Genomic DNA, 21,189 nt, shown 5'->3' on the forward strand with positions numbered 1-21,189 from the left:
AAACTTACGACGTAATACTTCTGCACCTGAACGGTTATGAGCGATAGCGTGGAAACAGTGCTTGCCTAGGTCGATACCTAAAATATGAATAGAAGACATATGGTTCACCTCATTCTGAGAGCCTACTCTAAGCTTAAGGGCTTGAGAGTGGGGCGGACCATATAATTAAGCCGATGAACTAACATCGGCTTTTCCATCGCTTTTGGCTCTCACGAAACAAAGCATTCCCGCAGGACGAAGCCCGCTCTTGGTTTAGCAACCATCAGTGAAGACTTCTACCTTGTAATCATCACCCTCTTCCATTGCGGTGGTGTATTTTACATAGCAGTTACTCGCTTTGATTGAGTCTCGGTCATAAGCTTTCACCCACTTTGATTGTGTGATCACTCGATAGTTTGGATCGGCTGGAGTTTTACCAGTATTGAATGCATCCCAGACCCATTCACCATCACCGTTTTTGTAGTTCATGTCAGCCGTCATAAACTGTTCTAGACCACCATTTTCTACAATTGGGTAACCAAATTGGACGCTACCTGCACCATCAACATGGTACGCCGGAAGCTTTTCTTGTCCTTCAATAGCCGATTTACCGAAAGCAAGTTCCGCAGCGTTGTGCACAGAGGCTGCCATGCCCTGAATTGAAGAGACCCGAGCGTCATGCTGTAAGTTTAAAAAGCGCGGTGCAGCAACGACTGCAAGAATGCCTAAAATAACAATGACAACAACGAGTTCAATAAGGGTGAAACCTTTAGATGTTTGCTTCATAACAGCGCTCCGATTTGTAAGACGCAGCAAAGCTAAAGGTCAAAAGTCAATTTTTTGTCACGTGAATATCAAAAAAGCGCCCATTGGGCGCTTTCGGTTTAACATCTCATTTATAAGACAGGTTACGCTTTCTCTGCCAGGATAATGCGCAGAGTACGACGAAGTGGTTCCGCTGCACCCCACAATAGTTGGTCACCTACAGTGAAAGCGTTTAGGAAGTCATCACCCATTGCCATCTTACGCAGACGGCCAACTGGGATAGACAACGTACCAGTCACCTTCGCTGGTGTTAGCTCTTGAGCGGTGATGTCACGATCATTTGGCACCACTTTAACCCAATCATTGTGCGTTGCGATGATTTCTTCGATTTCATCCATTGGCACGTTTTGCTTGAGCTTAATGGTCAATGCTTGAGAGTGACAACGCATCGCACCGATACGTACACAAGTACCGTCGATAGGAACACGCGCATCTTGGAAACCAAGGATTTTGTTTGCTTCTACGCCCGCTTTCCACTCTTCTTTACTCTGACCGTTGTCGCGTTTAACGTCGATCCAAGGAATCAAAGAACCCGCTAGAGGCACACCAAACTTATCGGTTGGGAATGAAGAGCTACGCATTGTGTCGGCAACTTTTTTATCGATATCCAGAATAGAACTTGCTGGGTTTGCCAATTCAGAGCTTACAGAGTCGTTGATTACGCCCATCTGAGAGATCAACTCACGCATGTTTTGTGCACCTGCGCCAGACGCTGCTTGGTACGTCATTGCACTTGTCCACTCAACTAAACCTTTCTCGAACAGACCACCAAGGCCCATTAGCATCAAGCTTACTGTACAGTTACCACCAACAAACGTGTTGGTGCCACCGTGAATGCCTTGTTGAATTTGCGCTAGGTTTACTGGGTCTAGAGTGATGATAGAGTCTTCCGCCATACGTAGTGTAGAAGCTGCATCAATCCAGTAGCCTTTCCAACCAGCCTGGCGTAGTGCTGGATAAACTTTCTCTGTGTAACCACCACCTTGACACGTAATTACCGCATCAAGCTGTTTTAAGCTGTCAATATCGAACGCATCTTGAAGTAGACCAGCTTCTTTACCTAGGTTTGGAGCTGGGATACCTATTTGAGACGTGCTGTAGAAAACTGGTTCAATCAAATCGAAGTCTTTCTCTTCGACCATACGCTGCATCAGAACCGAACCGACCATGCCGCGCCAACCAACTAAACCTACTCTCATCGCATTAACTCTCCATGTATATTTTTAAAACTTGCTCCATAGTTCAATTTTCGACACAAAATCTCAAGCCCTAATTTGCAAATAAACGCAACTTTTTTAACCTTTACTGAGAAAGATACCTACTTGGGGTATTTTATCGCATTTTCATATTCATCCCGTTATCTATCGCCCCTGAAACATCACTCTCCCTTTATCCTTTGGTCTTACCACTCAGTGAGAAAATAACAATTGAAGCACACGATTTTTACACCACAAAACATTTCAAACCATTAAATTTAATCTTTTTCAGTTATTAATTTTACAAGCAAACGTTTTTACGGACGAAAGTCAAGATAAAGCACCAAATGTTCGAAATATAATTTTTGTTAATGTATGTTATGCGCGATTAAAACAGGGAGCGGCCTTCCTCTATTGCTCCATGAACGACAGAGGCACATATGAAGCAAGTTACAACACGTCTTCCTAGTCTGATACAGGTATTTATCTCGCTAGGTTTGTTTCTACTTTTGGCATTTTCATTTACTGCCAAACTAGACCTTCCAATTCAGCTGGCACTGTATATTGGTTGGTTCATTATCATGCTATTGGGCCTAAGATTAGGTCACCAATACAAAGATCTTGAAAAAGCAGCACTAAATGGTATTTCTAATGGCTTAGGTGCAGTGCTTATTCTTCTTGCTGTAGGTGCCTTAGTCGGTACTTGGATCAGTGGCGGTATTGTACCTACCATCATCTACTACGGTTTAAAGGCAATTCATCCTTCTATCTTCTTGCTAGCAACCATGATCATCTGCTCGCTAACTGCGCTGGCAACAGGCACCTCTTGGGGTGCGGCTGGTACAGCAGGCATCGCGATGATGGGCATAGGTCAAGGTCTTGGTGTTCCGGCTCCAATTACGGCTGGTGCAGTTCTATCAGGCTGTTACTTTGGTGACAAAATGTCGCCACTTTCAGACTCGGTAATTCTTGCGTCTTCAATGTCGAACGTAGAAGTGGTTGAGCATATCAAGGGCATGTTACCTATCGCGCTGATCAGCTACATCATCACTGGCATCATGTTCACTGCATTTGGCTTCCACTTTGCAGGCAAAGTTGACATGAGCCAAGTAGACTCTGTTATCCAGGCAATGGAACAGCAATTCTTCATTACGCCTTATTCTTTTGTTCCGGTGATCATCGTGTTAGCACTGCTAGCGATGCGTATGCCTTCTTTCCCAGTGATCAGTTTCGGCTCTCTGCTAGGTATTATTTGGGCAGTAATGATCCAAGATGTGGACTTCTTAACAGCGTTCAACACAGCTTGGGCACCATTTGCGATTTCTTCAGGCGTGGATTTCATTGATTCCATCTTGAACCGTGGTGGTATGTCTTCGATGCTTGGTTCTGTCGCGGTTATCGTATTTGGCCTTGGCTTCGGTGGCTTACTAGATAAAGTGGGTGTACTAGAAACGATTGCTAAACTGTTTGAAAAACGTGTACAAAGCGCAGGCTCACTAGCAACAAGTACTATCGGCACCGCGTTTATGGGCAACGTATTTGGCTCAGCAATGTACGTATCGCTGATCCTTACTCCTAAAATTTGTGCGAAGAACTATGACCGTCTTGGCTACAAGCGTAAGAATCTATCTCGTAACGCTGAGTTCGGCGGCACGCTAACATCAGGTATGGTTCCATGGAGTGATAACGGTATCTACATGGCGAGTATCCTTGGTGTCGCAACGCTTTCTTACGCGCCATTCATGTGGCTAAGCTTCGTATGTATCATCGTGACAATCTTTACCTCTTACATGGGCTGGTTTGTTGATAAATGTGAACCAACTGCGCCAGCAACAGAAGAAGCGGAAGGCGAACTAAAACAGCAAACGGCTTAAGTCTTCTTAATTTTCGATAGATAGAAAAAAGGACCGACGATTCGGTCCTTTTTTACGTTTGTCATTTAAGTTCTGACCAATCAAGCAGATTTAGTGCTGGTTCTTACCGCTGAACGTTTACCCAACGCATAACCCAAAACTAGGGGAGCAAAGAAGATCACTAGAATGAACAAAATGAAGTAGATGATGGTGCTCTTCACGAGTTCAATCAGTTTATCCATGGCAAGGTTCACAACCTCTTGTGAAACATGGTCGAGATCTTGAGCGAACTTCTCACGTTCGTTTGTGATGATTTGAGCTATCTCTTGGCGCTCTCTCGCCACCATCAACTCTAAAGCCTGACGCTCTTCACTCAACTGAAACAAACGCTCTTCTGTTTTTTGATCGATATCTTCCACTAGGGGCTGCAACTTCAAGGCCATTTGCTCAGCTAAATTGCGCATATATTCTGGGTTATTATCGATAAAGTCTTTCAGCGACTCTGAAGTCACTTTAAGGCTGTTCAGTGCAGCGTTGACTTGCTCAATACTTGCCGAACTGTTTAGTGCTAATAGCTGTGCTTTCCACGTCATGATCTTTGGTGTTTGTTCAGAAACCAAACTTAGACGATCAGAAACATCACCAATGGCTTCAGGCATTGTACCGAGAGTCGTTACCGCTTCTTCTTCACTGATTTGGTTTGCAGCTAGCCATGCGCGGTAAGCAGGTGTGCGAATCATGCTTAAATCAGTAAATGGGTACTTCTCAACAAAATCAGCTACGAACACCTTAGTCTTGACGTACACGTCCTTCTTCAACAAAGATTGCGCCAGCTTATCAACTTCTTTCGCTAAGTGAGCAGATACTTGTGTTGCTTCATCCGTTGCAAACAAACCTTTACCCGCGCCTGCACTGTAGAATTGGTTCATTTGGTGACTAAACACCCAGGTATCAATCAACGCAGCCATTGGTGACACTTGATAAGCCGCAGCTTGAAGCCCCTCTTCCGCATTAATTTTCCAAAGTAGAATGTAAGATTGATTCACTTTATCCGTAGACTCATAGCGTTCATGCAGCACATCGGCAGCTTGCTCGACCTGAGCGAAGAATTGCTGAGCGTATTCACGCGTCATAATGCGCATATTTAACTCTTGCTTTGTCAACGGAACTGTCTGGCTCTCGATCTTTACTTCTAATAAAGAGCAGCCAGAAAGGATTGATGATAGACATATAGCCAGAGTGACAGCTAACCGACGAAAACACATGATAAATACCTATATTCGATAGAATAAGAACAGGATAAGCACTCCGTTTATTAACGAAGTAGCTTGAGGTAACGCTTTTACCTCATAGCAACCTATTTTAAGTCAGAGGAATATCAATCCGTTAGCGATTCTTGAAGGGTTTCAGTTTCAAGACTGTCTTTTGCGAAAAGTATTGTACTTTCAAGTATGGTTGTCAGCTTAAGCAGCACACTTTCTGGTACTTGGCTTCCTTGTTTGAGCAAGTCTTCGATTTCCGCTGAAATATGGTGCAGTGGCATCGCTCCTAAACTACCAGAAACACCTTTTAGACTATGCGCAACTCGCTGAGCGTGTTCGAGATCTTCACTGAGTAATTGGCGTAACTTATCCGAATCACCAGCATGATCTTGGATAAACACATCCAACAGCATCCTGACTGATTCTTCATCTCCCGAGAGGGCATCCAACATTTTATCGATATCAATGAACTTACTCTCAGCCGTTTCTCTAGGTTCATACACTGCAGCAGGTGCATGAAAGTCCGACGCTTTGTGATTTGAACACTGACTCACATCGTTAACGTCTTCATTCGGCTCCTGAATGCCCTGTTCAGAACAAGAAGTCCCCCCTAATCGCTGGGGTTCAGATAAGTGAGGATCTTTATTAGGATGAGGCTGTTTGGTTTCATAAGCTATATAACTGAAAACAAGTAACAAACTGCCACTCAATAGAGTCATCATGAGTATAAGATGCTCTAATCGGAGGTGTACTTCATCTTCGAATTTTCGTAGCTGAGAAGTAAAGTCGGGGCTAGAAAGGTGGGTTACTAGGTACTTGCCCTGAGCATGGCGAGACAATACGCCAGAAGCCTGAGCCAATAAGCGCTGAAAATCGTCTCTTTGTGCCTGCGGTAAACTCATCGACTCAATAAACAATTGATCCAACTCTTGATAAGAAGTTTGATTGTTAGCGCGATTTATAAAGAGAGCATCCAATATATGTGCCCCAAGGCGAGCAACCATCGCCTGCAACGCGTCACTACCACCAGCTGCAACCCTTGTTTCTTGTAATGCTTCAGCAAGAGATAACAACTCAAGATCACTAGTAACAAACTTGTTCGCACTTTCTAAAAATCGATCTGTCGTATAAAGCAACTGAGTGACATCCGGAGCCCATAACGCACTCTTAGATTGGCTTTCAAGTTGTAACCTAACTGCGTAGATCAGCTGTAGAGTTAGCGAGATATCGTCAGCATGCTGTACTCGATAAGGTAATTCAAAACGAAATGAATTTCGTACTTCATCGATTTTCGTGCCCAGCTCATCAACGGCTTTCACAGACTGCTCTGTAGAACGGTAACTGGTCCACAATGCCACCGCAGCAATACTCCAGATGACAAACAACAACCAAGAAAATCGTCTTAAAACACTTCTAGCTTGAATCAATCCCTAGCCCTCAGGTGAACTCCATTAATAACAAGAATATAACATCAATTACAGGTTTACTGGGCTTACCTCACATAAAAAAAGAGAGCCACTCTAGCTCTCTTTTGAAAATGATTAATTTCGACTCAACTGGTCTTTTAGATTTGGAGGCGTGCCTTTAATCGTCAAGGTATCGGTTTCTGGATCGTAAAAAATACGCTCACCAAGTAGCAAACTATCGAAACTGATATTCAAGCCGCCACCAGCACCAACGTACTTAGTCAACTTACGTACGGTTGAACGATCACCAGGGAATGACTCTTCCAACTCGTAGCCTTGCTCTTTAGTGAAATCCATAAAGCTAGTGCCATCTTGACTTGGTGGCAATTCACCAGACAGTTCAGAAATTTGAACTTCGTCGCCGGATTTGATTTGTTCGTTACAGTAATTGTAAACCTGCTTTTTGTACTCGTTCGCTTCTTGCTTCTCAAGCTTTGAGTCAGCACAAAAGTCTTCGACCGCTTGCATCAAGACTTGGTTTTGCTGCTTAGTATCTAGACCCACATCTGCCTGTAGGAAATCCAAGAAAAAGTCCGCTACTTTACGACCTACGCGACCTTTGATGTAAGAAAGGTAGCGGTTTGAATCACGGTCAGTATCGTAACTTGATAGGTCGATGCGTGCAGCGATGTCCATCTTAGTGATATCTAGATAGTCAGTAGCACTGATATCTAAACCTTCCGTTACTTTTAAGCTTTGATTCAGTGGCAAGATACCAATAAACAGATAGTCGGTAGCTAAGCTTTGGTACTCAGCAAATACTAAAATACCTTCGTCTGCAAAAGGGTATTTAATCAACTCATCTTTCAAACGATTTGCACTAATTTGTGAGAAGTCATAAAAATTTCGTTCTCCTTTGCGCATTTCTTGAAGCCAAAACTGAAATTCGCTGTCTGACTGGAAGCAGCCAAAGCCTTTTCCTGCTTTAGAATGGAATACTCGATGCAGTTCTGCGACTAGATTTTCAGTGGATGCGTCATTTTCGAGAGAGTCTGAACGGTAGGTAACAACCAGTTCGTCCTGATCATTTTTGCTCAACTGATGCAATATTACGTTTGAAAGATGAAGGCTCATAGTGATTTTATCTTGCGACAAGGTTTAAGTTGCTAGGCATTGTAGGGTATCATAAGCCGCTTTTACTATCATTATTAGAGTCTTTATGCCGATTACATCTAAATATACTGACGACCAAGTAGAGAAAATTCTTGCTGAAGTGGGTGCTGTTCTTGAAAAACATGCCGCAACGCCAGAGTTAACGCTAATGATTGCCGGAAATATCGCAACCAATGTCTTAAATCAACGAGTTGCTGCTTCACAACGTAAGATTATTGCTGAAAAATTTGCTCAGGCACTAATGTCTTCTCTTGAAGCCCCAAAATCACACTAATAACGGACAATAGAACAAGTACATGGTAGACAGCGGAAACTCATACGGCGAACGCGTATCTCGACTGGTTGGTTGGGGTCACTGGTTCGCATTCTTCAACATCATAGCTTCGATGTTGATAGGTACACGCTATATCGTCCAGTCACCTTGGCCCGAAACTTTGTTAGGGCAATTTTATCTGGCGGTATCCTGGGTGGGTCACTTTGGCTTCCTAGTATTTGCTCTCTACTTACTGGTTCTTTTTCCGCTTACGTTTATCCTGCCATCACGAAAACTCTTTCGTTTGGTGGCAGTGGTATTCGCGACCGTCGGTCAAACCGTTTTATTGATTGATACGCAAGCCTATCAATCCATTAACCTTCACTTAAATCCCGTCGTTTGGGAATTGTTGTTTAGTGAAGATAAAAGCGCCATTAGCGCAGACTTACAGCACCTTTTTGTTGTAATGCCGCTTATTTTCTTACTCCAACTCGGCTTATCCGAGTGGGTGTGGCGTAAACAACGTAAACTATCTCATAAACATGTTGGCCGACCACTCGCTGCAGTGTTCTTCTTAAGCTTTATGGCTAGCCATCTTGTTTATATATGGGCTGACGCCTATTTCTATAGTCCAATTACAAGTCAACGATCGAACTTCCCTCTGTCGTACCCAATGACAGCAAAAAGCTTTATGGAAAAACATGGTCTACTTGATCGTGAAGAGTACCTGAAACGCTTAGAAGAAAACCGTGACAACATTGATCTCGTTAGTTACCCATTGGAAAAGTTAGAGTTTAATCGCCGCGGCAATAAGCTCAATGTACTGATGATCAGTGTCAATAATTTGCGTGCAGATGCCCTGAATGCCTCTGAAATGCCAAGTACCTATCAGTTTGCAATAGATAATCAAAACTTTACCAACCATTACAGCTCGAGCAATGATGCTTTTGGCGCCTTTGGTTTGTTTTATGGTTTACCAACAAGCTATGCAAGCAGCATTAAAGCACAGGGTTCATCACCCGTTATGCTGAATGTATTGCAAGAGCAAGGCTACTCATTCGGCTTGTTCAGCGGGAATGGATTTGAAGACGATCTATATCCAGAGGTTATCTTCCGAGGTTTAGAGCTAGCTCCTACTTTAGATGGTGCCCAAGCACATACTGAAGCTCAGTCGCTGATTGCATGGAATACTTGGCTAACAGAGCAAGCTAATACGCCATGGTTTAGCTACATTGAAGTGACCACCGTAGATAACTTTGAATCCGAGCCTGCTTCTATCAATAATGAACTGAGCGCAAGTGAGCGATTTAAGCAAGCTTATGAGCAAGCAGTGCAGTCGGCAGATACTACGGTGAAAAACATTCTGACCACACTAGAAGAGCAGCAGTTGTTAGAAAACACCATCGTTGTTATTACCTCTAACCATGGTAGTGAGTTCAACGAAACTAAGACAAACAGCTGGGGTGCAAACAGTAATTACAGCCGCTATCAACTTCAAGTGCCAATGATTGTTCACTGGCCTGGAATGTTGCCTGCAGAGTTTAGTCATAGTACTAGCCACCTTGACCTGTCCGTTACCCTGCTTCAAGACATGCTAGGCGTATCATCAAACCCAAATGAATACAGTAGTGGCCGCAATCTATTTGATGAAAGCCGTCGCCGTTGGATTTTGGCGGGAGATACTAAAGAGCTTGCACTTATTACAGAGAACCAAACTACCGTTATCGACAAGTTTGGAAACTACAAGCTGTATAATCAAGACTATCAGCGCCTACGTGATACTAGCCCTAAACTGCCGGTATTAATGCAAGGTCTGACCGAGCTACAGCGTTTCTATACAAAGAGCAACTAACTCACCTTAAACGGCTTTCATTTTGAAAGCCGTTTTTGTTTAAATAAACACCAAACAACACAATTGTGATCACGAAATAAGCAAACGAACAATTTTGGGGTTTACAAGATTTTCAAAGCCTTATATTATGCGCCTCAACAACGGAGAGATGGCTGAGTGGTTGAAAGCACCGGTCTTGAAAACCGGCATACGTTAATAGCGTATCTAGGGTTCAAATCCCTATCTCTCCGCCACATTTAGAGAAAGCCCGCTAAGCAATTAGTGGGCTTTTTCGTATCTGAAGGCTTAAAGAGGGATTTCTCCAAATCCCTCCTTGAATGCAAGCCCAGCACTCCGAGACATTTAGAAAGCTCGTTGAGAAATCAACGGGCTTTCGTCGTTTTAGCGCTTAGAAAATTGCGGGATTTCTAAATCCCTAGTTGAGCGCAACCCAGGCTCTAAGCCACATTTAGAGAAAGTCCGCTAAGCAATTAGTAGGCTTTTTCGTATCTAAAGGCTTAAAGAAGGATTTGTTCAAATCCCTCCTTGAATGCAAGCCCAGCACTCCGACACACTCAAAAAAAGCTCGCTACGTTAGCGCACCCTGCGTGATTACACTCTAGGCTTTAAATTACTGGTCGTCGACACTTTTGAAAAAGCGACATCACTTACAAGCAAGTCGATTCAGCGGCAGATAAAGGTATAAATAAGTGCCTATAACAATTAAGGCCACTGCTTAGTCTCCTGGTGAGCCCCCAAACCAGACGCATGAAAAAAGCCAACTGCGTAAGCAGTTGGCTCAGTATAAACAGTCAACATGTTTTAGGATGAGCCAAAGTTAGGCTACATCCAACTTTCTTAAGCACTCATTTCGTTATCAGCATCTAACCTGAATAATTCTGGTTCTGGCTTGCGTTCATAAATCTGCTCGAATAAAGGTACTTCTCGACGATGGAAAGTCGAGGACTCCCACTTTCCGTTCAAGTTAAACTTAGTAATACCATAGGTGAAAATCAGCAATACTAAGCCTTGTATTATTCCAACCCAAAAACTTCCAAACAATAACGTACAAACATAGAAAATCGGATATATCAGCCTCACCACATCTCGATTAATCTTAGAAGTCGTTCTTGCATAAGTAGCGAAAAACAAGAGTAACGAGAAGGCATACAATGAGATACTAGTAGATATATTAACCGTGTTCTGAGTGGAGAAAATTTCTGAGAGCCCAATCAGATGATCTCGACAAACAACATAGAGGGCGATATTTAGAAATGCGAGTTTATTATATATGCCTGCATTGTGTGATTTGGCTTTTTTACCCTTCTGTTCAATGTCTTCTTCCAATTTAGTTTGCATCGTAGAGTTCAAATGGTACAACGCAATTTCAGCGATCGTACTTTGTTCGGCTGATATTTGGTCTTTTGATACTAGTTGCTCAATGTAAGATTTATCGAAGTTATGTTTATCGAGTTTAGTCTTAATCAGAGTAATCACATAGTTAATCCCAACCTCGTAGCTATCGCGTGGTATGGTTTTAGCCATGAACCTATTTGCCCCTGTAGGTTCTTCAAAACAGGCACAACACACAGCATAGAGGTAAGTTTCATCATCATACCTAAACTCAATATATTCGATTTTTCTCTCGTCTAACTCTCGCTCAAGGCATAATTTTAATACATCTACGTATAAATCCAGATATGCCCAATCCTCTAATCTAGCCTCTAGGATTGCAAGGCATGCAGCTGCACCTTCTAATTGCCCTTCTCGTATCAAGTATCTAGAAAATGCGGCTAAATGCATACCACTAGACAGAGACTGCTTTGCAAGCTCTTGATAATCTACATTTTGAGATATGTGCTCAATCCGCCGTTCGATTAACTTTTTAAGAATAAACTGATCACTGTACTTTTCGATATCTACAAACTCGTCTAGGTGCTCATTTGCCGGATCAAACAAAAATGCTTTTGCGGCAGTGATTGCGCATTCACCGACTGTATCTAGCGACGTCGAAGGTAAAGGAACAGAATAATTCTGTAAGGTTGGAGATAGGTGATAATAATGCAGCAACCACTCTATGTCGTTTGCAAAGCGTAACCCACCTAGCGGACTTAATAATTGGTAATCTGGACAGACTACCCGATAAAAGCCAATGCTAGACAACCAGTTTACTCGTGATTGGCGAACAAATAGTTTCCTTGTTAGGATTTCTTTTCTCACTAGCAACTTAAACCATTGATCAGGTAAAAGTGGATGGCGGAAATATAAGTTTTGCCACTGTTCAGAGCTCAGCTCCAAGACTTGTTCTTCGGTCAAGTCTGGAATGTCAAACCAATCATGATTGCCGTATAGAGAAAGAGAACTTTTCAGCCATTCAGGATAGTCCAACTCAGAGCTCTTGTGTTGCAACCACATTCCAAGCACTTGGAACATAAGGCCAAAGTCACCTCCCCTTTGTTGCTTAGAAACTCTGGCTGATGTTTGCTGAAAATCGTTAGCAGAACCATAACACCCGCACCACAGCGTGAGATAAACCTCATCGCTCAGATCGTTTATTTCCCCGTGCTTAAGTGGCCTCATCGTTTTTGCGAAAGGTTTGTCGTTTGATAGAGTATCGACGAAAAATTCATAACGAGCGTGATCTTTGCTTTTTTCTTTGTCCCACGGTGTCGGAAATAACCAACGCACCTTTGGCTTCTGTAATATCTCTGCTGCAACAACAGCCATAGCCATAGACACATCTTGCTGCTGTCCTTTAAACCAATCAGACAATACTTCAGCAACAAAACCAAAACTGCTCTGATTCACTTGCAGCACATTATTCAACGATTGCACAAACAAGTCTTCCATTGCGAACTCTTTACAAGCATTAGCAACAAGCAGCCATTCATCACAGTTAAGAGCAGTGAAGTGCAATTTATTTAGCTGTTCAACAACTTCCGGGACGACTGTTTTTGGCCACCAACCTTGTAGCTGGCATCCTTTCAGAAATAGTAGATATTGCGAAGGATGGAAAACTTCTGAAGATGGCATCGGCGTGTGCCACCACTGCATAAAATCGTCGATATTCTGATATGTTGTTGAAAAAGACAATGGCCCAATTCGCATCATTATCGCTCGTTGTTGAGTTGCACAATACTCACTTAGTGCTTCAAGTGGTATTTGAGTTTGTACACCTCCCCAGTAAACTAAGAAGTCAGCGACCTCCTGATCATATTCCGAGCCCTTCATCAAACGTTGCCAGTTGAACATTTGCCAAAAGCAATGAATCAATTCGCCAGGAAACCAGCGTCGTTTCATGATTTTGTCTAATGCATGATCAGAGATCTTAATCTGAGATGACAGATCCAATAAGGCAATTTTCTCCGACCACTTTTTCCAACCGACGATATCAAAACGTACCTTAGGATCTGAAATTCGCTCATCAAAAGTTGCTTTGTACACACTTAATGGTGTGTCACTCTTTTCTCGCGTTGGAAAAGCTTGAGTAATCGTCTCTGCATTACGGCTTTTTAACGCCAAATCATAAGCTTGTTTTAATTGTTTAAACCCTTCAGGATTCACCTCTGGGTGGTTGTGCTTCAATTGTTCACGATATGCACGCTTTATCTCGGTTTCATCTTCAGTTTTCGTGATATCAAGTATTTTCCAAATGTCCATTAAGCTTCCTCTTTTTGTTCTTCTTGGGCTTTTAAAAATAAAGATTCCGGAGCATCAAAAATAGGAAGCTGCAGATCAAAAGGTAAACTATCCCAGACGGGTGCATTCGGGAGATTTAAACAAGAATAAAATTGGCTATAGCATGTAAAACTTCCATCAGTGAATAATATTTCGGGGCCTTCATCGTTGACACTGTATCTCCAAAACACTCTACCCAGTATGTAACTGCGATGATAGGTGGCCCAATCGGGAAACAAGTATTGAATTTTGCGGGCAGCATAGGATAAAAAAAACAACATCTCGTCTTCTGAGAGCCAACCTGACACAAAGCCGTGACGAGAAAGATAAGTTGCCCTCATCAAATCGAATCCAAAAAAGCGACAATTACCGACGAGATCATAGGCCATTTGATGAAATCTAAACTCATCTCTTAACTGGTCACTTTCCAAGTTGTCTATTATTTCCTGTTGCTTGTGCTTCCCGGTCAAAGCTATTTGGTCAAAGAAACCTCTGCCTCCATAACCATGCATATCCAAGCTCAGTAATCGATTGATAGTTTCGACGAGATCATCATGGTTCTGGATCCCCCACGATTCAGTGATGGGCTTTCTGTTTTCCTCAAAACTGCCATCTCTGAATTCAGTAGCCATCCAAATCTGGCTCCAATCGGTACCCCAACTCCAAAGCAACATCGGCGCAGTAACAGCAAGCAACCAGTTATAACAAGGTTGATCTTTTATCTTATCTAGTTTTTGAGATTTCATAGTATTCTTATTATTTCAGCCCTAGCCTACCCAGTTGTTGATAAATTAATGTCCGTTTTTCTCTGATCTCGAGCTCATCTTGTGTCGCCAATGCCATCTCAAACGCAAAGATGTACTCTTCTATAACCGTTCGAAATTCCGCTGTGTTTTCGGCATAGAGCTGATGCAGTTTTTCGAGTAATGTAATGTTGGGAATTGACTCTCTAGGATGGAACTTCAAGCGACTTAGTTTCGCATGACTCATCTCTAACTGTTCCTGGCTTATACCTTCTGGCGTTTTGTCGATAACTTTACTGACGGTTTCACCAGTTGATTGAGGAGTAACATCAACCTCTAACAAGCCATTGATGTCATAGCTAAACCTTATGTCAATTAGCTCTTGTCCCGCTTTTCCCTTGGGGATATCTACTACAAACTCATCAATAAATATATTGTCCTTAGCCCAAAGGCGCTCTCCTTGATAGATCGCCACGCATATATCGGTTTGGTCATCATTGCAGGTCGAGAATGTCTGAACCCTAGAAACTGGAATTATCGTATTCCTTTCTATGATTGGTGAAAAAACGCCTTCTCGATCGCCTCGGCGACAAAGAATGCCAAGACTATAGGGACATACGTCAGTCAATATGATTTCACTGACATGTTCGTTTCTTAAACGACAAGCCGCTTGAATTGCTGCTCCTTGAGCAACGACTAGATCAGGATCGATCTCACTGTGGCCGAAACGGCCTAACAATCGATTCGCGGTTGACTGGATGAGTCTTAGTCGTGTGGCACCACCTACAAAAATGAGCTCATCAATCTGATTTGATTCCAAACGAGCATCTGATAGAGCTTGCCCAAGTGGTCGTAATATTCGGTCGAGAGAACTTTTCCAAACTTCCTCCATGTCCTGTTTGGTAAACTGGATTTTTTGGCCATAAGGCTCTGGGACTTCAACGATCAAACCATCTTCATAACGATGCTTTGCCGTCTCACAATGAGCTCTAAGAGAGGATAGAAATGAGAGTGGAAGCTCCTCTGGGGCAAGTTGTAATCTGGCTAAGACTGCATGAATCACATCATCTGTAAAATCATCCCCGCCTAAAAAGTTATCTCCTGTTGAGGCTCTAACCTCGATAAAGCTGTCAAAGTGTTCCACGACCGTTACATCGAATGTTCCCCCGCCTAAGTCAAACACAAGGAAACGACTATTTGCTTGCTTGTGCAGGCTATACGATAAACATGCAGCGGTGGGTTCATTGATAAGCCGAACAGCATTTAGACCAGCCAAACGAGCTGCTGCTTTGACCTCTTTTCTTTGAGAGTCATTAAAATAAGCAGGAACGGAGATAACCACATCAGATATAGGCAGAGACAAGTATGTTTCAGCATCTTGTTTTAGCGAAGCGAGAATCAGTGAACACAACTCTACTGCGTTGTATTCCTTTTTAGCCAGCTTAAACGTCTTATTCGTGCCCAAAAACCGCTTAAAAGAAGCGACTGAACAAAGTGGATTTGTAACTAAACGCGATTTGGCAGCTTCGCCAACCAAAAGTTCGTCTTTCTCATTAATCGCTACAACTGAAGGTGTTAAGAATTTCCCTAAACTGTTCGGGATAAACACCGCTTTATCATCTTGCCATACAGATATCGCGCTATTAGTTGTCCCGAGATCAATTCCTATGGCCAATTTATGATTAACTTCAACGCTATGCACGGATAAGAAACCAATTGAATTAAATAGGGACTATTGTGCCTACTAAATCAACAAATAACCTTGAATAGCGTTCCAGAAAAGTCACGCACTCCTGTCAAAAAAGTTAATAATTACATTAAGTTACCAATATAAGCGCGCTGACATGCGAATCCCTTTAACTTTTTTTATCAGTGAGACCTTAAAATTGTTCAAACGCATACACTTGAGCCACAGCTTCGATAAGCTGCATATGGATAGGCACCAAGTCAGCGTGGTCACTTCGATACCCGCCACCAACGACGGCCGCGACAGGAATACCTTTGTCTTTCATTGACTGCATTAAAAAACGGTCTCGCTCAAATATACCTTCTGTCGACACGTCAAAATAACCCAGTTCATCGTCGGTATGAATATCCACACCAGCATCGTAAATCACCATGTCTGGACGATGTAAGTTAATAGCCATTTCAACCACTTCTTTAAACGTCATTAAGAACGTTTCATCACTGGTATCACGACTCAAAGGGACATCAAGATCGGAATCTGGCTTTCTCGCTGGGAAGTTCTTATCACAATGGAAAGACAACGTGATGATGTCAGGTTCGTCCTCGCACAGAGTCGCCGTTCCATCACCATGGTGTACGTCGCTGTCAATGATCATCACCTTGTCAATATGGTCATGATCCAGCATGTGCTTCGCCGCGATAGCAAGATCATTGAAAAGGCAGAAGCCACTACCAAAGTCTTTGTGTGCGTGATGATAACCGCCGCTGAGATGAATGGCGACGCCATGCTCTAGCGCCATCTCTGCTGTCAACACCGTACCTGCTGTTGACGTGAGTGTCCGAGCGATGAGGGCCTCACTCCAAGGGAACCCGATTCGACGCATTTTGACTGCTGGCATGCTGCCAGTCACCAACAAATCAACGTACTCTCCACTATGAACGCGTTTAACATCATCCACACTCAGAGGGTTTGGTTGGAAGAATTCAATTTGTTCTCCCCACCCTTTGGTCGCTAGCTTCTCCACTACCGCTTGATAGAGATAGTGATATTTCATTATCGGATAGCGATGGCCTTCTGGCAGCTCAAGTTGTGAGTAAATAGGGTGATAGATAAGGGGTAGCATGAGACATTCTTTTCATAAATCGTTGTGAAATAGTACCAACTCCAAGAGTTGATTAAAAAGGAAATTAATTGATAATGATTTTCAATATCAATTAATTTCCTTCTGTTATGAATAAAACCTTATATACGATCCTTGGTACTTTCTTTGGCTCTTTCTGCGCGATATCTCTATTCATGTCGATGATGCTAGGTGCGTGGTGGTTAGTTGATTTTATCGCCTTAAGCTAACACAATGATTCTATCTCCTAGTAAACTCATTGAATCAGATAGATAGGTATTTCCATGAGTCAAACAGTCTTTATCACTGGTGCGAATCGCGGTATTGGCTTGAGTTTAGCTGAACTGTATTTACAAAAAGGTGCTCAAGTACACGCGACTAGCCGTAACCTAGCAGAGAGCTCAGAGCTACAAGCATTAGCATCAAACTACCGCACATTAACTTTGCATCAATTGGACGTCACTAATTACCAGCAAGTCGCAGAGCTAGCTAGCAAGCTATCGGCTATCGACGTGCTGATTAACAACGCAGGTTACTACGGTCCTAAAGGCTATGGCTTTGGTAACACTGATATCGAAGAATGGAGAAAGGTCTTCGAGATAAATACCATCGCACCATTAAAACTAGTGGAAACTTTTTACCCGCTGCTACAAAGAGGTAGCTCGAAGAAGGTGGCGTGTATCTCTTCTAAAGTTGGCAGCATGACGGAAAACACCTCTGGTGGTGGTTACATCTACCGCTCTTCCAAAGCGGCACTTAACTCCGTTGTTAAGAGCTTAAGTAACGATTTAACCGATGAAGGGTTCACTGTGCTTGCGCTTCATCCAGGCTGGGTACGCACTGCAATGGGCGGACCAAATGCGCTTATCGACACTAAAACCTCTGCTGCAGGGTTAGCAAAAGTCATAGAGCAAAGCACGCAAGAAAATTCTGGCCAGTTTATTAACTACGACGGAACACAATTGCCTTGGTAATAGGCATTTATCAATAAGTTAATGTTGGGCGACGAACAGGTTCCTGGATTCGTCGCCCATTTTTCATTTCTCCAATCTCGTCACTCAACTTGAATTTCACCGTTTCCTATCCAGACTTAGTGAGGTATTAACCCCACTAAGGAGAGTAACCATGGCAGCAGATAAAGATCTGGTGAATTTCAGTGAAGATCATGAGCTCAATTACTGCTTAAGAAGTGCAGGTAAACGTCAAACTCAAGCGAATCGCGATACGCTGATCGACTTAGGACGACAAGTAAAACAGGATTTAGGTAAACGAGTGTTAACTCAAGACGATGTCAGAGGCGCAATCGACAAGAACGATAACTTGTTCGACTAGTCATGACATCAATATCAGAAAGCGGCATTGGATGGTGCCGCTTAGTTGTAGGTAAACATGAGTTATTTAGAGGATTTACGTTTAGTGCTCGTCGTTTTCGATGTACCACCTTTCGAATAGCTGCGCTTCTTACGCTTGAATGCTGGTCGTTCTACTTTAGGAAGATGACGTAAAGAATCAGGAATCGGACCCGATTTCACTTCGCCCATCAATCCATCAATACGCTGTTCTAACGCTTGCATGAAAGGCTGATACGCTTGATTTCGTTCTGCCATTCCTTGTAATTGGTGCTCCCAATGCGCTGTCATATCAGGATAAGTCGCATCCATTGGTAGCGCATGAATCAAGCCACGCCCCGCTGGCGAACTCAAAATCGATTTACCCTGACGAGTCAGCAACTGGCGCTTAAACAGCGTATCCAGAATACCGGCTCGAGTCGCTTCCGTTCCTAAGCCATCGGTGTCGCGCAATATCTTCTTCAATTCTTTATCTGCTACATAACGCGCAATGCCCGTCATGGCTTGAAGTAATGTAGCTTCGGTAAAGTGCTTTGGTGGTTCAGTCTTACGATCTTTAATTTCACCTTCACGACAAGTCAGTACGGTCCCTTCTGCTAACGGCGGAACCGCATCAATGCCATCATCTTCTTTATCCGTTTTCCCCATTAACGCTTTCCAGCCCGGTGATACGAGCTGACGACCTTTGGCGATAAACATACCACCAGCAATATCAAACACCAGCTTCGCCTCAGCATAAACCGCTGCCGGATAAAACTGCATCAAGTATTGTCGTGCAATAAGTTGATATACCTTCATCTCATTGCCAGATAGCGCGTTCACATTTGCTTGTTTTGGCGTTGGAATAATCGCATGGTGAGCATCCACCTTTTTGTCGTTCCACGCTTTAGACTTAATCGATAAGTCAGCACCTTGCACCGCGCCTTGTAACTCTTTGGCATTGTTAGCAATAGCAGAAGTCACTGATCCCGCTTGCGAATAATGCTCCATCGGTAAGTAACGGCAATCAGAGCGTGGGTACGTGATCAGCTTGTGCTTCTCATACAGCGCCTGACAAGTATCCAGCACCTGCTGCGCACTCATGCCATAACGCTTGGCAGCATCAATCTGCAATGCGGATAATGAATATGGTAGTGGTGCAAATTGCTTGGTTTGCTTTTGTTCCGACTCGGTCACTTTCGCAGGTTGGTTGGTAATGCGGTTCGCCACGTTCTCGACCAGCTTTCTGCTGAGAACACGCCCTTCCTCATCTTGCCAAGGCTTACAGGCTTCACTTGGCTTCCAGCGCGCACGAATATCAAACGAGCCATTTTGATCTTGATAAGGGATCAGAGCATGCAACGTGAAGTAATCTTTGGGTACAAAGTTTTCGATTTCTTCATCTCGGCGTACCACCAAACCAAGCACTGGTGTTTGCACACGCCCCACAGATAAAACACCTTGATAACCCGCTTTTTGTCCCAGTAAGGTATAAGCGCGAGACATATTCATTCCGTAAAGCCAATCAGCACGAGAACGGGCCAGAGCCGACACAGAAAGAGGAATAAAATCACGATTGCTACGCATTGAGCTTAACGCACGCTTTACCGCGGGTAAGTTTAAGTCAGAGATAAGAAGTCGCTGTGTAGCTTCTTTCTTAGTTTTGGAAAGCTTGCAGTAATCCAGAACCTCGTCCACCAACAATTGACCTTCTCGGTCTGGGTCTCCTGCGTGGATAACCTCTGTCGCGTCTTTGAGGAGTTTACGGATCACCGTAAGCTGTTTACTCGCGCTTTTTCGCGGTCTCAGTTGCCATTGCTGTGGAACGATAGGCAAATCTGCCATATTCCATTTCTTATAACGTTCGTCATAAGCATCGGGCTCGACTTGCTCTAACAAGTGGCCAATACACCATGTGACCACATCTCCATTACCACAACGGATAAAGCCTTGGTCTTTCTTTTGGGGATTTGGCAAAGCCGCCGCGATCGCGCGACCTAAACTTGGTTTTTCAGCAATAAACAGACGAGACATAAGGACTTGGAAGTAAAAACAATTAGGGCCACATTATCCAATGTCGCCCTAATAAATCAAGAAGAACTGTACAGATAAACAGTAAGAGTCATCCTTTGATTAAAGAAACTCGACATAATCAGAGAGGTTTCTTTGAGGTACCTTCATTGGGGTACAACCTGGTGTTCCCAAGTATAAGAAGCCGACGATTTGGTCTTCGCCTTCAAGGCCAAAAGCTTGGTGTACTTCTGGATGGAACATCCACTTACCTGAACGCCAGAAACCTTGGAAACCCTGAGCCACCGCTGCCATCTGCATAGCTTGTGCAGCACAACCGGCAGAAAGGTACTGTTCAAGTGCTGGCACTTTTTCATGCTCTGTCACTTTAGCAATAATAGTAACTACCATAGGAGCACGGAAAGGAGCATTTCTCACTTTCTCAACAACCGCCTCATCACTCTCTTCCGCCTCTGCTGCTTTAACTAGAATATCAGACAGCCTCTTCAGGCCATCACCCTGAGCAATAACAAAACGCCAAGGTGTTAGCGCTGCATGATCAGGGGCTCGTAGGCCTGCTCGAATGATGTTTTCAAGCGCTTTACCTTCTGGGGCGGGCTCAGACAACTTGGCAATAGAACGACGGTTGAGCAAAAGTTCGAGAGCTTCCATGAGCAAATCCTTATTTGATTGAGTTATTATTTTTTACGCAACTCACTTTAGCATAATCCACTTTCCCAAATAACACTCTGTTTTATAGGGACTTAGAAACAAAAAAAGCTGCGCACTTGGCGCAGCTATAAAAGTTAAGAACGAATGAAAAAATTAAGATATGTGTCGAGGAG

The 21,189-nt window shown here is 43.3% G+C and carries 16 protein-coding genes and 1 tRNA gene; 6 read left to right on the forward strand and 11 right to left on the reverse strand.

From position 1 onward, the window contains the following. Positions 1–252 precede the first annotated feature (252 nt). The gene (locus KIV41_RS08385) at positions 253–765 is read right to left on the reverse strand and encodes a type II secretion system protein (RefSeq protein WP_071234639.1); all 513 of its coding nucleotides are present in this window, start codon (positions 763–765) and stop codon (positions 253–255) included. A gap of 122 nt (positions 766–887) precedes the next feature. Continuing rightward, the gene (gene asd, locus KIV41_RS08390) at positions 888–2,003 is read right to left on the reverse strand and encodes an aspartate-semialdehyde dehydrogenase (protein ID WP_252040931.1); all 1,116 of its coding nucleotides are present in this window, start codon (positions 2,001–2,003) and stop codon (positions 888–890) included. A 437-nt stretch (positions 2,004–2,440) separates the two neighbouring features. Between asd and nhaC the strand changes: the two genes are divergently transcribed. Further along, positions 2,441–3,874, forward strand: coding sequence for a Na+/H+ antiporter NhaC (gene nhaC / locus KIV41_RS08395; RefSeq protein WP_010449438.1), 1,434 nt, complete (start codon positions 2,441–2,443; stop codon positions 3,872–3,874). A gap of 80 nt (positions 3,875–3,954) precedes the next feature. Here nhaC and KIV41_RS08400 read toward each other — a convergent pair whose 3' ends face one another. The 3 genes from KIV41_RS08400 to yejK all read right to left on the reverse strand — a co-directional run bounded on the left by KIV41_RS08400 (position 3,955) and on the right by yejK (position 7,655). Further along, the gene (locus KIV41_RS08400) at positions 3,955–5,118 is read right to left on the reverse strand and encodes a chemotaxis protein (protein WP_182027248.1); all 1,164 of its coding nucleotides are present in this window, start codon (positions 5,116–5,118) and stop codon (positions 3,955–3,957) included. A 113-nt stretch (positions 5,119–5,231) separates the two neighbouring features. Then, complete coding sequence (locus tag KIV41_RS08405) at positions 5,232–6,542, reverse strand: Hpt domain-containing protein (RefSeq protein WP_182027249.1); 1,311 nt, start codon at positions 6,540–6,542, stop codon at positions 5,232–5,234. Between the two features lie 114 nt (positions 6,543–6,656). Beyond that, entirely contained in the window at positions 6,657–7,655 is a 999-nt protein-coding gene (gene yejK, locus KIV41_RS08410; RefSeq protein ID WP_010449441.1) for a nucleoid-associated protein YejK, read from the reverse strand. An 85-nt stretch (positions 7,656–7,740) separates the two neighbouring features. Here yejK and KIV41_RS08415 point away from each other — a divergent pair, with 85 nt between their 5' ends. The 3 genes from KIV41_RS08415 (at position 7,741) to KIV41_RS08425 (ending at position 10,032) form a co-directional block, all read left to right on the forward strand. Continuing rightward, complete coding sequence (locus KIV41_RS08415; protein WP_010449442.1) at positions 7,741–7,968, forward strand: YejL family protein; 228 nt, start codon at positions 7,741–7,743, stop codon at positions 7,966–7,968. 22 nt (positions 7,969–7,990) lie between these two features. Then, positions 7,991–9,799, forward strand: coding sequence for a DUF3413 domain-containing protein (locus KIV41_RS08420; protein ID WP_285336077.1), 1,809 nt, complete (start codon positions 7,991–7,993; stop codon positions 9,797–9,799). 142 nt (positions 9,800–9,941) lie between these two features. Beyond that, a tRNA-Ser gene (locus KIV41_RS08425) sits at positions 9,942–10,032 on the forward strand. Between the two features lie 604 nt (positions 10,033–10,636). Here the strand turns inward: KIV41_RS08425 and KIV41_RS08430 are convergent. From KIV41_RS08430 to KIV41_RS08445, 4 genes are all read right to left on the reverse strand, one after another. Further along, on the reverse strand, positions 10,637–13,438 hold the full coding sequence (locus tag KIV41_RS08430) for a J domain-containing protein (RefSeq protein WP_285336078.1): 2,802 nt from the start codon (positions 13,436–13,438) through the stop codon (positions 10,637–10,639). After that, positions 13,438–14,202, reverse strand: a complete 765-nt coding sequence (locus KIV41_RS08435) for a DUF1266 domain-containing protein (protein WP_010449446.1) — start codon at positions 14,200–14,202, stop codon at positions 13,438–13,440. The genes KIV41_RS08430 and KIV41_RS08435 overlap by 1 nt, the downstream gene beginning before the upstream one ends. Positions 14,203–14,212: 10 nt before the next feature. Further along, complete coding sequence (locus tag KIV41_RS08440) at positions 14,213–15,901, reverse strand: Hsp70 family protein (protein ID WP_285336079.1); 1,689 nt, start codon at positions 15,899–15,901, stop codon at positions 14,213–14,215. Positions 15,902–16,079: 178 nt separating this feature from the next. Next, positions 16,080–17,009: a histone deacetylase gene (locus KIV41_RS08445; protein ID WP_285336080.1), complete on the reverse strand. Its 930-nt coding sequence runs from the start codon at positions 17,007–17,009 to the stop codon at positions 16,080–16,082. Between the two features lie 281 nt (positions 17,010–17,290). Between KIV41_RS08445 and KIV41_RS08450 the strand changes: the two genes are divergently transcribed. Further along, positions 17,291–17,980, forward strand: coding sequence for an SDR family oxidoreductase (locus KIV41_RS08450; protein WP_171306228.1), 690 nt, complete (start codon positions 17,291–17,293; stop codon positions 17,978–17,980). Between the two features lie 151 nt (positions 17,981–18,131). Beyond that, the gene (locus tag KIV41_RS08455; RefSeq protein ID WP_009707305.1) at positions 18,132–18,338 is read left to right on the forward strand and encodes a hypothetical protein; all 207 of its coding nucleotides are present in this window, start codon (positions 18,132–18,134) and stop codon (positions 18,336–18,338) included. Positions 18,339–18,400: 62 nt separating this feature from the next. Here the strand turns inward: KIV41_RS08455 and KIV41_RS08460 are convergent, their stop codons facing one another. Both KIV41_RS08460 and KIV41_RS08465 read right to left on the reverse strand, forming a co-directional pair. Next, entirely contained in the window at positions 18,401–20,368 is a 1,968-nt protein-coding gene (locus KIV41_RS08460; RefSeq protein ID WP_285336081.1) for a DNA topoisomerase III, read from the reverse strand. 99 nt (positions 20,369–20,467) lie between these two features. Then, positions 20,468–21,016 (reverse strand): NAD(P)H nitroreductase, encoded by a 549-nt coding sequence (locus KIV41_RS08465; RefSeq protein ID WP_010449457.1) that lies wholly within the window; start codon positions 21,014–21,016, stop codon positions 20,468–20,470. Positions 21,017–21,189: the final 173 nt, after the last annotated feature.

Origin of the sequence: Vibrio sp. D401a (assembly GCF_030248515.1) — a bacterium.
GTDB classification, from domain to species: domain Bacteria; phylum Pseudomonadota; class Gammaproteobacteria; order Enterobacterales; family Vibrionaceae; genus Vibrio; species Vibrio rotiferianus.